Consider the following 12,471-nt stretch of genomic DNA (forward strand, 5'->3'; position numbering starts at 1 on the left):
GTCTATTTGTAGAAGTAGAGCACATCCACGTGCTTGTAGCGGTCGCTCTGCAACCGCTTCTGGGCAAGTTCGGACAGCAGGTTCTCTTTGGCCTGACGTTCGAGCTTGCGATGGGCTCTGGCCCGGTTGCGGATATATCGGTTGGCGCGCATCGGGTGGAAGATCAACGCCTCGGACAAATAGTAGCACTCGCCCACCGGAATCACGCGGCCCTGGAAGATCTCCTTGCGCGCGAACCCGCGCGGCTTGGGATCGATCACGCAGAGCTTGATGCGCTCCAGCAGGTCGCACAGCGCCACGCCCTCCGCGCCGGACTTTAGCACCTGGAACAGGCTGCGCCGCGTCTTGGTGAAACCCTCGAGCACCAATCGCTGTTCCTCGTCCTCGCCGGATCCGTACTGCTCAAAGAACAGCTCGGCCGGAGTCCGGCCGCTGTCGTTAAGCTTGCGTTCGAAAACGTACCAGTCCAGGAAGTTGGTCAGGTGTTGCTCAAACCCGGTCTCGGATTCGGAGACTCGTCCGATCGTTGCAAAATAGCGGATGCGGGCCTCGATGATCTCGGTTCCGAACTGCTCGCTGGAGAACTGCAACAGTCGCTCGTAATACGGGGCGATCTCCACGGTCGGCGTGTTATCCCGAATGTACGATCCGGCCGTTGACGATCGTGGCCTTGATTACGCCGGGCAGGCTCCAGCCGTCGAACGGCGTGTTGTGGCTGCGCGAGCGCAGGCACATCGCGTCGACGGTCCACTCCTGTTCCGGGTCAAAAACCACCACGTCGGCCGGTTGATCCACGGCGAGCGATCCGCCGGGCAGGCCCATAATGCGGGCCGGGGCGGTGGACATGCGCTGGATCAGTGTGGGCAGATCCAGCTGCCCCTGCCTCACCAGGCGCAGCATTAAGCCCAGTGCGGTCTCCAGGCCGATTACGCCGTTGGCCGCCTTGTCGAACTCGACGATCTTCAGCCGGTCGTCGTGGGGCGCGTGGTCGGTGGCCACCGCGTCGATCGTGCCGTCGGCCAGGCCGGTGAGCACGGCGATGCGATCCTGCTCCGAGCGCAGCGGCGGCGACATCTTGCACTGGGTGTTGTAGCCGCGCACCGCCTTTTCGGTCAGCGTCAGGTGGTGCGGCGTGGCCTCGGCCGTGACCCTGACATCGCGCGCCTTGGCCCAGCGGATCAGGTCGACCGAGCCCGCGGTGCTCACGTGGGCGATGTGGATCGGCGCGCCGGTCATCTCGGCGAGGATCAGGTTGCGCGCGACCATCGACTCCTCGGCCGCGTTGGGGATTCCGGGCAGACCCAGCTCGGTGCTGACGAACCCCTCGTTGACCTGCCCGCCCTGGCTCAGATACATGTCCTCGCAGTGTAAGATCACCGGCATATCGAACATCGAGGCGTACTCGAGCACCAGCCGCGCGACCTGGGAATTCCTGATCTCGTTGCCGTCGTCGGAGAGCGCTACGGCACCGGCAGTCTTGAGCTCGCCGATCTCGGTCGCCGCCTCTCCGTTCTGTCCGACAGTGGCCGCGGCGATCGGGTAAACGCGCACGCCGTTGGCCTTCTGCGCCTGGGCGATGATCATCAGCGTGATCGCCTGGTTGTCGTTGACCGGATTGGTGTTGGCCATACAGCACACCGAGGTAAAGCCGCCGGCCGCCGCAGCGGCGCAGCCGGACTCGATGGTTTCCTTGTGCTCGAAACCCGGCTCGCGGAAGTGCACGTGCATATCGATCAGGCCCGGCGCGACGATGCAACCCGTAGCGTCGATTGTCTTAACCTTGTCCATCGCGGGACGCACGCGGCTCGCCGGTTGAATCAGCGAGGCGATCCGGCCCTTCTCGATCAAGACGTCCAGCGGTTTGTCGATCCCCTGTGCGGGGTCGATTACGCGTCCGCCCTTAATCAGCAGTTTCATCGCCCGCGCCTCCGGTCAGCAGGTAGAGCAGCGCCATGCGTACCGCCACGCCGTTGGTCACCTGGTTGAGAATCATCGATCGCTGGCAGTCGGCGACCTCGGAGCTGATCTCGACCCCGCGGTTGATCGGCCCGGGGTGCAAAATCGTGGCGTCGGGTTTGGCGGCCTTGATTATTTCGGGGGTCAGGCCGAAGTGCCGCGCGTACTCGCGCAGGCTGGGCAACAACGCCCCGGCCTGACGCTCAAGCTGAATGCGCAGCATCATGATTACGTCCACGCCGCTGATCGCCTTACGCACGTCGTGGAAGACCTCGACTCCCATGCGCTCGATCTGGGCCGGGATCATCGTCTTGGGCCCGCAGACCCTCACCCGCGCGCCCATCCGGGTCAGGCCGTAGATGTTCGAGCGCGCCACCCGGCTGTGGCTGATGTCGCCGATGATCGCCACGGTCAGGCCGTTGATCCGGCCCTTGACGTCGCGAATCATCAGCATGTCCAGCAGCGCCTGGGACGGGTGCTCGTGCGCCCCGTCGCCGGCGTTGATCACGCCGCATTCGACCATCCGCGCCAGCATGTGCGGCGCGCCGGCCGAACCGTGGCGCACCACGATCAGGTCCGGCTGCATCGCCTCGATGTTCTTCATCGTGTCGATCAAGGTCTCGCCCTTGCCCACCGAACTCTGGCTGGCCGAGAAGTTGACCACGTCGGCGCTCAGTCGCTTGCCCGCGATCTCGAAGCTGGTGCGCGTGCGCGTGCTGGGCTCGTAGAACAGGTTGACCACGGTCTTACCGCGCAGGGCCGGGACCTTTTTAATTATCCGCGAGCCGAACTCCTTGAACGAATCGGCCGTGTCGAGGATCAGCTTGATCTCATCGACGGCGATGTCCTCGAGGCCGAGCAAGTCCTTGCGGTTCAGTCGCACTTGGGCCTCCCGCCGACGTTCAGGGCATGGGGAACGAGCAGCGCGCAGTCCGGCTCTCCGGGGCAGCCGATCTTGCAAAGCACTTTATCGTCGTAATCGGTCTCAAACGCGCGGCCCACGTAGTCCGCGTGGATCGGCAGTTCGCGGTGTCCGCGGTCGATCAGCACCGCAAGCTGAATCGCGGCCGGACGCCCCAGGTCCATCAGCGCGTCCATTGCCGAGCGCACGGTGCGGCCGGTGAACAACACGTCGTCGACCAGCACCGCAATGCGGCCATCGAGGTTGAAGCCGATCTCCGTGCGAAACAGTTGCGGACGGTCGTGGCGGTCCAGGTCGTCGCGGTACAGTCCGATGTCCAGGGTGCCGAAGGGAATTTCGACTCCCTCGATCGCCCGCAGCTTGGTCGAGAGCAGGCGCATTACCGGCTCGCCGCCGCGCAGCACGCCGACCAGCGCCAGGCGGCCGGAGCCGCGGTTGCGCTCGAGGATCTCGTGGGCGATGCGCGTGACGATGCGGTCGATCCGCTCCGCGTCCAGCAGTTGACGCTGATCTGCTTTATCCATCAATTTCCCCAAGCCTGAGTCGGGCGTAGGATATCCTTGCCCGTCAACGGCCGTCAAGCTTTCGCGCTCTGGCCTATTGTAGATCGTCTGCTATGATATCCCCACATCGATATCAGCGGATAAACGTGTAGATGCAAAGGAGCTTCCGATGTTGGCGTTTCGCGAAAAGCACCTGTGGCTGCTGCTGCTGGCGGCGTTGTCGTTATTGGCCCTGGTCGCGGCCGGCTGTTCGGTCGGCGACGACGACGACGACGATGACGACGATGACGACGATGATTTCGAGCTTGACGGCAATATCGTCGCGCCGCAGATCGACCCCACGGACTGCCTGACCGACGACGCCAAAGAGGCGGTCGAACTGGCGCCGGCCTGGCTGCGCACCGAGATGATCCTCAACCTGTGCGCTTTAGCGGACGATAAGCAGGACCTGGCCGCCGAGCTGGTGCTGGGCTATACCGACCCCAAATACATCGACGAGCTGGCGTTTTTAGCGGCCCACGTGGGCAAGACCGACTGGAACTACCCTTCCCTGGACATCGACCTGTTCTACGACAACGTCGTGTCGGTCTACGCCGCGGACGAGCAGCTGGACTACGTGACCCTGATCGACGAGGGCGATCCGCTGACCGACGACGACTTCTTCACCACGGCCGAATACAGTTCCTTTGACAGCTCGGGCAAGGCCCAGACCGTGCGCGTGGATCCCTATTACTACTACTGGTTCGTGGTCCATCCGCGGCTGGAGGACGAGGGCCCGCGCTACATCGACCCCGAAACCGGCGGCAGCGCCGATCCGCCCGACGGCGTGTTCTGGCGCGACTACCTGCTCAACCACTCCGACGATCTGTGCCCGGGCACAATCGACAATCAGACCGATTTCGAGGATCCGGAAAAGACTACCTGGGTGAGCTGCTCGGTGCTCGCCGATCTGCTCGCGGGCGTGGACACGGTCTGGGAGGGAACTGACGAAACAATCGACAATGGTGCCATTGGCTTAATCAGCTACTGGATCGACGAGGCGATGTGGTTCTTCAGCTATACTCGCCGGCCGGTGCAGCCCGTGGCGATCTACTCGGGCCATGTGGGGCGTTGCGGCGAGCACGCCGACCTGACCTCCGCCGCCACGCGCGCGGCGCTGATCCCCGCGGCCAACATCGCCTCCTATGCCAACGACCACACCTGGAACGAGTTCTACGACTTCCTCTGGGTGCAGTACGAGCCGGTCAACGACATGGTTAACGCACCCAACGCCTACGACACCTGGGGCAACGGCACCAAGGGCGCGTACCGCACGCGCGGCGACGGCTTCGCCGAGAACGCCACGTCGCTGTACACCACAACCGGCACCCTCGAGATCACCGTGGTCGACTCCGCAGGCAACCCGGTGGACGAAGCGGTGGTGATCGCCAGCGGCAAATATGGCGGAAGGCAGATGGACCACACCATGAGCGTCACCGACCAGAGCGGCTTCACCAGCTTCGAGGTCGGCGACGAGAACTACGTCTACCTCGAGGTCCGCTCGCCGCTGGCCAATTTCCCCGCCGAGCAGGTGATCAAGAAGCGCATCAATGCCGGCCAAACCTATGAGGGCCAAATCGAGCTTGATGCCGAGCTTAAGACCCTGGACATCGCGCAGCCCGAGGACTACCAGGGCGCGGGCGTGGTCACGCTCGAGGTCGGCCTGATCGACGCGGTGCGTTACGTGCGCAACCAGGGGATCGTCGGCACCAATATCTTCACTCAGTCCTACGACGACGTGCTGCTGCCGCTGTACATGGTCGACGCGCAGAACTACGCCCTCTACCAGGACGGCGAGCAGTTCGTTGCCCACGCCCTGACCTTTGATGCCAACGGCGAGGCGCAGTTCGACCTGCCCCACGGCGGCGACTGGATGCTGTTCGTGAGCAACTACTCGGGCGTGAGCAACTACATCACCGGCGCGTTGGCAGTGCAGATCGTCAACGCCGCCACCGACGAGGTATTCGACTCGGCGCAGGTCGAGCTGTTCCTCGAGCCGGGCGATCTGGCGCTGTTTGAATTAAACGGATTGTAGCGCCAAGGTTATCCTCTTTCTTGAGCGCCTCGCTGACGAACCCTCATGATTAATCCAGGCTAGTCGATGCATCGTATCGCCTGCTCCTTGTTACTGATCGTGCTGCTCGTGCTCGGGCTGTGCCTGCCCTCTCTGGCCTACGACTCGCGCCTTGTTTGGCGCACGTTGGAGACCGAACACTTCTACGTACACTTCCACGATGGCGAGCGCGAGCTGGCGCTGCGTGCCGCAATCCTCGCCGAACAGGTCTTCGACATGCTCTCCGAGCAGCTTGATTGGCAGCCTTGGGGCAAGGTCCAGCTGGTAATCGCCGACGACTCGGACCGCGCCAACGGCTGGGCGAGCACCATTCCCTACAACACCGTGCGGCTCTATGCCACGGCCCCGACCTCGGATCAGCGCATCGACGAATACGGGGATTGGTTCCACGGCCTGCTGATGCACGAGATGACCCACGTGCTGCACATCGACCAGGCGCGCGGATTCAACCGGCTGTTCCGCGCGATCTTCGGCCGGGTCTACGCGGTCAACGGCATCCACCCGATTTTGCAGATCGAGGGGCTGGCCGTGCTCAAGGAGACCAGCAACACCGAGCACGGCCGCGGTCGCTCGAGCCTGACCCAGATGTATCTGCGCGCAGCGATTCTCGAGGACCGCTTCCCGAGCATCGATCAGTCCACCACGTTCTTTCTGCGCTGGCCGGGCTCGGCCGTGCCCTACCTGTTCGGCGGCGCGTTCCACGTCTACGTGGCGGACAACTACGGTGAGAATTGCTGGACGCAGATCTCGAAACGCCACTCGCGCCAAGTCTGGCCGTTTCTCTACAACAGCAACGCCGAGCGCGTAATCGGCAAGAGCCTGGTCACCCTTTGGCGCGAATGGCAGACCGTGCTGCGCTCGCGCTTTGAGCGCCAGGCCGCACAGATTCGCTCCCAGGGCCTGTACCGGGGCGAGCGCGTGACGTTCAGCGGCTACCAGACGCGCAAACCGACATTCGCCGGGCCGCGCAGCCTCTACTTTCAGCAGCGCACACCGCGCCGTAAGAACCGGATCATGCTGCTCGACCTTCAGACCAGTCGTACGAGCAAGGTGGCCCTGATCGATGGCCCGGGGGGCATGGACGCCCTGGGCAACGATCTGCTGGTCTATTCCGACGACCGCGTGTATCAGATCGACTACCTGTTCAAGGACCTGTTCCTGATCGACCGACGGCCGCGTAGCGAACGGATCACCAGCGGCAAACGCCAACGGCTGACGCGCGGCGCGCGCCTGCTCGACCCGGCGTTCTTCAGCGACGGCAAACGCGTGCTGGCCGTGCAGAACCGCCTGCAGTCCAAAGACCTGGTGATCTACGACCTGGAGACGCGGAGCATCGAACGCGTTAGCGACCTAAGCCCCGAGCTGGTGCAGTTCGATCGGCCCGACGTGCACACCGATGGCCGCCGCGCGGCAGTGGCCGCGTGGCACGAGCGCGGCGAACGCGACATCTATCTCTACGACTTAGAGGACCACGTTTTCACGCGACTGACATCGCATCCGGCTAAGGAGATCGACCCGCAGTTCACGCCCGACGGCGAGTTGCTGTTGTTCAGCTCGGACCGCAGCGGCGTGTACAACATCTACGCCCTGGACCTGCCTAAGCAACGGCTGTTTCAATTGACCAACGTGCTCGGCGGCGCGTTCTGGCCCAGCGTCAGCTCGGATGGCGAGCTGCTGGCCTACACCGGCTACACTGCCGACGGGTTCGACGTGTTCGTGCTCGAGCTCGACAAAGCCTGGTGGCGCGAGGTGCCCTACGAGCCGCCCGCGCCCAGCGGGCCGCCGCGCAACGGCAACCCTATCGATCTCCAGGCCGCGGCCGAGCAGTTCCCCGAGCATAAATACAGCCCGTGGCGCACGATCTGGCCGCGCTATTGGCTGCCCGAGCTTGGCACCACGGCCGATGAAACACTGTTCGGCATCACCACCTCGGGCCGCGACGTGCTGCAGTACCACTCCTATTCGGCCACCGCGCTCTACGGGCCGCAGAGCGAATTCCTCAGCTACTGGCTGAGCTACGCCAACCGCCAGCTGTGGCCGACGATCAGGCTCAACCAGGCGGCCTTCGCCGACTCCTACGGCAAGCTGATCCGGCTGCCCGACGGGCGCCGCCGCCAGTACTTCGAGCGCCGGATAACCGGCAGCGTAGGGGCCTACGCGCCGATCGTCGAGCACCTCGTGGCGGGCGCGAGCTATCGCATTCAACAGCGCGACAACATCACACGCATCCCCTCCGACGCGATCAACCCACCCAATACCGGGCTGTTCTCCGGCCTGGCGCTGAGCCTGAGTTTCAACAACACGCAGAGCTACGGCCGCTCGATCAGCCCCGAGCGCGGCGTGGATTTGGGACTGGGCTTCAACTGGTGGGCCGATTGGCTGGGCTCGGATTACGACCTGCGAATCATCAGCGCCTCGGCCCGCGCCTACCAGGGGCTGTGGCTCAATCACGCCTTGGCCCTGCGATTGGTCGGCGGACTGGCCCAAGGCGACGTGCTGCGCCAACGCACTTTCCGCCTCGGCGGGTTCGGCGGCAGCGGCGCATTTGCCGTGCCTTCCGAGGGCAGCTACTTTATGCGCGGGTTCGGCGCATCGCAGTTCAAGGGTCAGCGCATCGTCGCGGGTTCGGTTGAATACCGGCTGCCGATCTGGTGGATCGACCGCGGCATCAGCACCTGGCCGATCTACTTCAAGGTCTTGCACGCCAACCTGTTCTACGACACCGGCCAAAGCTTTGATCGCCTGGACTTCAAGCCGCGCGACCTGCACCAAGGCCTGGGCGCGGAAATCAAGCTCGATACGCGCTTGGCCTACGGCATGGCGGTCAACTTCCGTTTCGCCCTGGCACAGGGATTGGGCGATGAGGGCGACCTGCGCTACATGTACTACCTGGGCGGCCTTTTCTAGGGTCGATTGGCGCCGGATGATGTTGGAGACTAAAGATGATTGGATGGTGCCCCAGGGAGGGATCGAACCTCCGCACCCGGCTCCGGAGGCCGATGCTCTATCCACTGAGCTACTGGGGCATGATGGTGGACGGTAGCGGACTCGAACCGCCGGCCTCTGCCTTGCGAAAGCAGCGCTCTTCCAACTGAGCTAACCGCCCACTTCCGTTTCCGAGCGACCTTCCGGCCGCACGGAGGCATCTGACTAACATTTTTACCCGGTGCGGTCAATTGGAATAGACCGTGATAAACAGAGTATCATCTTGCTCGCACTGTCCTGCGCAGACGGAGGAGCCCGATGCGACGACCGGTGATCGTTTTAGCTTGCCTATTGCTGCTGCCGCTGATTCTCGGGGCCAGGCCGCTGCCCGACGCGGGCGGCGTCGAATTCTGGGCGTTTGAAACCGGGGACAAGACCGTGGCGCTGATCGGCTGCCGCGTGCCGGGCAAGGGCCTGCTCGAATCCCAGGACTGCTCCGCACTGATTAAACCCGGCAGCGTGGTCAAGCTGCATCTGCCGGACTTCATCTGGCGCGACTTCCGCATCGAACGGCTGGTCGAGCACGAGCAGAGTTCGGGCAACAGTTTCTTCAGCGGAACCTACGTGGGAGAGGCGCGTCCGGCCGGTAATTTCAAGGTGTTGCAACCGCACAACCCGACCTACGAGAAGATCGCCTTGGAATGGGCGCGCAATCAGGGAGGCGTGGCCGACACGGTTAAAATCACGCGATTGCTGCGCTTGGACCTGGACTCCGACGGCACGGATGAAGTGCTGCTCGCCTTTGACGGCCCACAGTTCGATTACTTTTCAGAAACGCCGCAACAGTTCAGCGCGATCTTGTTGCGCAAGATCGTCGGCCCGGGCGTGCAGCAGATTGCGCTGGTGCAAAGATTCCGCGCGGCTATTCAACGCGGCGATCTGATGTACCGCTTCGAGCTGCTCAACCTGATCGACGTGGACGGCGACGGAGTGCTCGATCCGCTGATCAGCCTAAACTACTATGAGGGACGCTCGCTGTACTTCCTGCCCGTGGCCGGTCCCAACGAGGGCAAACGCGTGTGCGGATTCTTCGAGGGAGCATAGCCTTAATTGCCTAATCCCGGCCGACCCTGAAAGAGCAACTGCGAATGAACGACGTAGAAATAAAAGTAGAGTTCCCGCGCCGCGACCTGGCGCTGATCAAGGTGCCGACCCCCTTTGGCGTGGGGCGCGCCAACTGCATTTTGATCAAGCGCGATCCGCTGACCGTGGTCGACTGCGGCACCAACACCGATCGCAGTTACTCGGCGCTGGTCCGCGGCCTGGCCCAGGCCGGTGTCGAGCCGCGCGACTTGCAACGGATCGTGATCACCCATCTGCACCTGGACCACAGCGGATTGGTGCAACGCCTGGTCGACGCCTCGGGCGCGCAGGTGCTGTGCCATCCGCGACTGATCGATCAATTCGCCGAGCTGTATGAGCACTGGAAGATCGACAACAGCCATATCGAGGCGCTTTCGCCCTACTTGGGATTGTCGCCGGAACCGGCGCGGATGCAGCGGCGGATCGCCGAAATGATCCGCAATCTGGGCTGCGAGTACGCCGACGCCCTGCCGTTGAATCCCGGGGAGTCGCTCGAGTTCGACGGCGCAAGCTGGCAGGTGCTGCACACGCCGGGCCACACCCCTTACTGTCTGAGCCTCTATGACCGCGCGGGCCGCACACTGATCAGCGGCGATTTTTTACTGGAAAAGATCACGCCCAATCCGCTGCTGCACCGTCCGTCGGAACCCGGCGCGCTGGGATTGGACGCCCTGGTGATGATGCTCGACTCGCTGGCGAAGATCCGATCGTTGAAGATCGACAGCGTGCTGCCCGGACACGGCTCGGCCTTCGGCGATCCGCGATTGCTGATCCAAAGCCAGTTGCAACACCGTCGTCAACGCCACGGGCAACTGCTCGACGCCCTCGAGCCCGGGCCGTTGAACGCCCACGAGTTGATCGCCTGCCTGTTTCCCAATCTGCCGCCCACGGAAATCTTCCTCGGACTCTCCGAGGTGATGGCCCACGTGGGCCTGGCCCTGCATAACAACGAGCTTTGTTGCGAGGTACGCGACGGATTGATGCTCTTCAGCCGCTCAAAGGTTGCGCCCGGGTCGTCGTTGGTTTTTCAGTAGATCTTGTTCTCGCGGTACCACTGGTCCGCCCGTGCCACGCTTTGCTCGAACGGACGGCAGTCATAGCCCAGCTCCTCGCGAGCCTTGTCGCAGCAGTAATACATCTCATGGGCCACGATCCGCATCTCGTCGATGCTTAAAACCGGCGAGCGGCCCAGCAGCGAAAGCACGCGCGATCCGGTAAGCAGGGCGCGGGCCGAAATCATCTTCTCGGGTGCCGTGCCGCCCACGGTGTCGGCGATGCGTCGCATAGCGTCGATAAAGCCGATGTTCTCGCCGCCGAGAATGTAGCTCTCGCCCTTACGCCCGCTTTGCATGGCCGAGACGATCCCGGCCGCGACGTCGGCCACGTCGGCGAAGCACGATCCGCCCGGCACCCCGTAGGTCAGTTTGCTGTTGCGGATCTCGCTGATCAGGCGGCCGGTGGTCAGCTTGCTGTCGTAAGGGCCGATCATCGCCGCCGGGTTGACGATCACCGCATCGAGCCCCGCCTCCATTGCCCCGCGCACCTCGAGCTCGGCCATGTGCTTGGTGCGGAAGTAGACGATCGAGTCCAGCCACTTTGGCCGCGGTGTGCCCTCGCAGGCCGGATGGTCGATCGTGCCCGGCCCGATGGTGCAGATCGTGCTCACGTGCACCATCCGCTGAACCCGGGCGCGACGGCAGGCCTGAAGCACGTTGTACGTGCCGTCGCGAGCCACGCTCATCACCCTGCTCGTGTGATGGCCGCTTCGCGGCACCTCGGCCGCGGCGTGGATCACTGCCTGCGCGCCCTCAAACGCCCGCTGCAGCGAATCAACGTCGAATAGATCAATGGTGCGCAATTCGATCGGCAGGCCGTAGATGAATTGATTGTCCGATGTTTCGCGTTGCAGCGCGCGGACCTCGTGGCCGCGCTCCAACAATTCTCGTACAAGGCTGGCGCCGAGAAAGCCGGTTGCTCCAGTGAGTGCAACGATCATCTTTATTATTTTTTCACGAATCGGCTGCGATGCAAAATGGAAAAACAGTTGACAGCCGGTCGGTCCGGCCCAGGATAGGCTAATGGATGAGCAGTTTCCCTACAGCAGGCTCCGGCAAGGGACTGAGGAGAGCAGCGATCCGCAAAGCCGATCAATGCGTGAACGCCTGCATCGAAAGCGCCGTAGCGGGCTTTACGAGCGCTACGGATTGATCTTCGAGCATTGCGGCGAGTTGCACGGCCGTAGCGTGTTGATCTGCGGCCGCGCCCTCGAGGGCTATCTGCCCGCGTTGCTCAAATCCGGCGTGCAAAGCGTGTGCGCAATGGTCGACGACCCGGGCGAGGCCCAGCGGCTGCGCTCGACATTTGGGGGGTCGGACTGCGAGGTGCTGCTGGGCAACGTGCTCGAGCATGGGTTCGGCACGCGGCGCTTCGACGTGGTGTTGGCCGTGGGCGCGTTCTACGAGCTGCACGATCCGCGAATGCAGTTGGCGCGGCTGTTCTCGCTGTGCTCGGGCCGAATGCTGGCCGACTTCGCCCTGCGCACGATCTGGGGCTCACCGCTGATCAAGCGGCGGCTGGACCTGCGCGGCCGCGACCCGCTGCTGATCGACAAACGCGAGTTGGGGCTAATCGCCTGCTCATTGGAGCCGCGCCGCCTGCGCCTGATCCAGGGGCGATCGGGCCTACTGCTGCTGATTGCGGATAAGTAGTAGAAACAACGACCCACCCCGCATCGGAAAATGGGGGGTGGATAATAATGTTGAATAACATTATTGGGTAGGCGCTCGGCAGAAATCAGGTTGAGATTTTTTCGGATTGCCGGTCCGAAATACGCTGAGGTAGTTGTCTGGTTCGCACGGGGGCTTGCTCAGCGGGTTCTCAAAGGCGCCCAGTTAATCGAGACAGGTTAA

Annotated in this window: 10 protein-coding genes and 2 tRNA genes; 5 read left to right on the top strand and 7 right to left on the bottom strand. The window is 63.2% G+C overall.

The genetic code is table 11. The annotated features are described in order from the left end of the window. Positions 1–2: 2 nt before the first annotated feature. From P9M14_06795 to pyrR, 4 genes are read right to left on the bottom strand one after another with little or no spacing between them, the layout of a single operon-like run. Positions 3–620, bottom strand: coding sequence for a hypothetical protein (locus P9M14_06795; GenBank protein MDP8255438.1), 618 nt, complete (start codon positions 618–620; stop codon positions 3–5). Positions 621–630: 10 nt separating this feature from the next. Next, a complete protein-coding gene (locus tag P9M14_06800) occupies positions 631–1,917 on the bottom strand; it encodes a dihydroorotase (GenBank protein MDP8255439.1) in 1,287 nt (428 codons plus the stop codon). Continuing rightward, positions 1,901–2,839, bottom strand: a complete 939-nt coding sequence (locus tag P9M14_06805) for an aspartate carbamoyltransferase catalytic subunit (protein ID MDP8255440.1) — start codon at positions 2,837–2,839, stop codon at positions 1,901–1,903. The genes P9M14_06800 and P9M14_06805 overlap by 17 nt, the downstream gene beginning before the upstream one ends. After that, on the bottom strand, positions 2,830–3,402 hold the full coding sequence (pyrR, locus tag P9M14_06810) for a bifunctional pyr operon transcriptional regulator/uracil phosphoribosyltransferase PyrR (protein MDP8255441.1): 573 nt from the start codon (positions 3,400–3,402) through the stop codon (positions 2,830–2,832). Before pyrR ends, P9M14_06805 begins: the two co-directional genes overlap by 10 nt. A gap of 148 nt (positions 3,403–3,550) precedes the next feature. On the opposite strand from pyrR, the gene P9M14_06815 reads away from it, so the two are divergent. Together P9M14_06815 and P9M14_06820 are read left to right on the top strand one after the other, a co-directional pair. Continuing rightward, entirely contained in the window at positions 3,551–5,455 is a 1,905-nt protein-coding gene (locus tag P9M14_06815; protein MDP8255442.1) for a transglutaminase domain-containing protein, read from the top strand. A 66-nt stretch (positions 5,456–5,521) separates the two neighbouring features. Beyond that, complete coding sequence (locus P9M14_06820; GenBank protein MDP8255443.1) at positions 5,522–8,401, top strand: hypothetical protein; 2,880 nt, start codon at positions 5,522–5,524, stop codon at positions 8,399–8,401. A 44-nt stretch (positions 8,402–8,445) separates the two neighbouring features. Here the strand turns inward: P9M14_06820 and P9M14_06825 are convergent. Together P9M14_06825 and P9M14_06830 are read right to left on the bottom strand one after the other, a co-directional pair. Further along, positions 8,446–8,520: transfer RNA gene (locus P9M14_06825), tRNA-Arg, on the bottom strand. 4 nt (positions 8,521–8,524) lie between these two features. Continuing rightward, a tRNA-Ala gene (locus P9M14_06830) sits at positions 8,525–8,600 on the bottom strand. Positions 8,601–8,737: 137 nt separating this feature from the next. On the opposite strand from P9M14_06830, the gene P9M14_06835 reads away from it, so the two are divergent. Then, positions 8,738–9,523: a hypothetical protein gene (locus tag P9M14_06835; protein ID MDP8255444.1), complete on the top strand. Its 786-nt coding sequence runs from the start codon at positions 8,738–8,740 to the stop codon at positions 9,521–9,523. Between the two features lie 44 nt (positions 9,524–9,567). Next, the gene (locus P9M14_06840) at positions 9,568–10,596 is read left to right on the top strand and encodes an MBL fold metallo-hydrolase (protein MDP8255445.1); all 1,029 of its coding nucleotides are present in this window, start codon (positions 9,568–9,570) and stop codon (positions 10,594–10,596) included. Here P9M14_06840 and P9M14_06845 read toward each other — a convergent pair. Next, positions 10,590–11,558 (bottom strand): NAD-dependent epimerase/dehydratase family protein, encoded by a 969-nt coding sequence (locus P9M14_06845; protein MDP8255446.1) that lies wholly within the window; start codon positions 11,556–11,558, stop codon positions 10,590–10,592. The genes P9M14_06840 and P9M14_06845 overlap by 7 nt on opposite strands. Before the next feature lie 82 nt (positions 11,559–11,640). Here P9M14_06845 and P9M14_06850 point away from each other — a divergent pair, with 82 nt between their 5' ends. After that, complete coding sequence (locus tag P9M14_06850) at positions 11,641–12,270, top strand: hypothetical protein (GenBank protein MDP8255447.1); 630 nt, start codon at positions 11,641–11,643, stop codon at positions 12,268–12,270. Positions 12,271–12,471 lie beyond the last annotated feature (201 nt).

The sequence above is a fragment of the Candidatus Alcyoniella australis genome (assembly GCA_030765605.1).
GTDB classification, from domain to species: domain Bacteria; phylum Lernaellota; class Lernaellaia; order JAVCCG01; family Alcyoniellaceae; genus Alcyoniella; species Alcyoniella australis.

Coding starts and splice junctions, on each gene's coding strand:
- P9M14_06800 (MDP8255439.1), bottom strand. CDS start 1,917: ATGAAACTGCTGATTAAGGGCGGACGCGTAATCGACCCCGCACAGGGG.
- pyrR (MDP8255441.1), bottom strand. CDS start 3,402: ATGGATAAAGCAGATCAGCGTCAACTGCTGGACGCGGAGCGGATCGAC.
- P9M14_06815 (MDP8255442.1), top strand. CDS start 3,551: ATGTTGGCGTTTCGCGAAAAGCACCTGTGGCTGCTGCTGCTGGCGGCG.
- P9M14_06820 (MDP8255443.1), top strand. CDS start 5,522: ATGCATCGTATCGCCTGCTCCTTGTTACTGATCGTGCTGCTCGTGCTC.
- P9M14_06835 (MDP8255444.1), top strand. CDS start 8,738: ATGCGACGACCGGTGATCGTTTTAGCTTGCCTATTGCTGCTGCCGCTG.
- P9M14_06840 (MDP8255445.1), top strand. CDS start 9,568: ATGAACGACGTAGAAATAAAAGTAGAGTTCCCGCGCCGCGACCTGGCG.
- P9M14_06845 (MDP8255446.1), bottom strand. CDS start 11,558: ATGATCGTTGCACTCACTGGAGCAACCGGCTTTCTCGGCGCCAGCCTT.
- P9M14_06850 (MDP8255447.1), top strand. CDS start 11,641: ATGGATGAGCAGTTTCCCTACAGCAGGCTCCGGCAAGGGACTGAGGAG.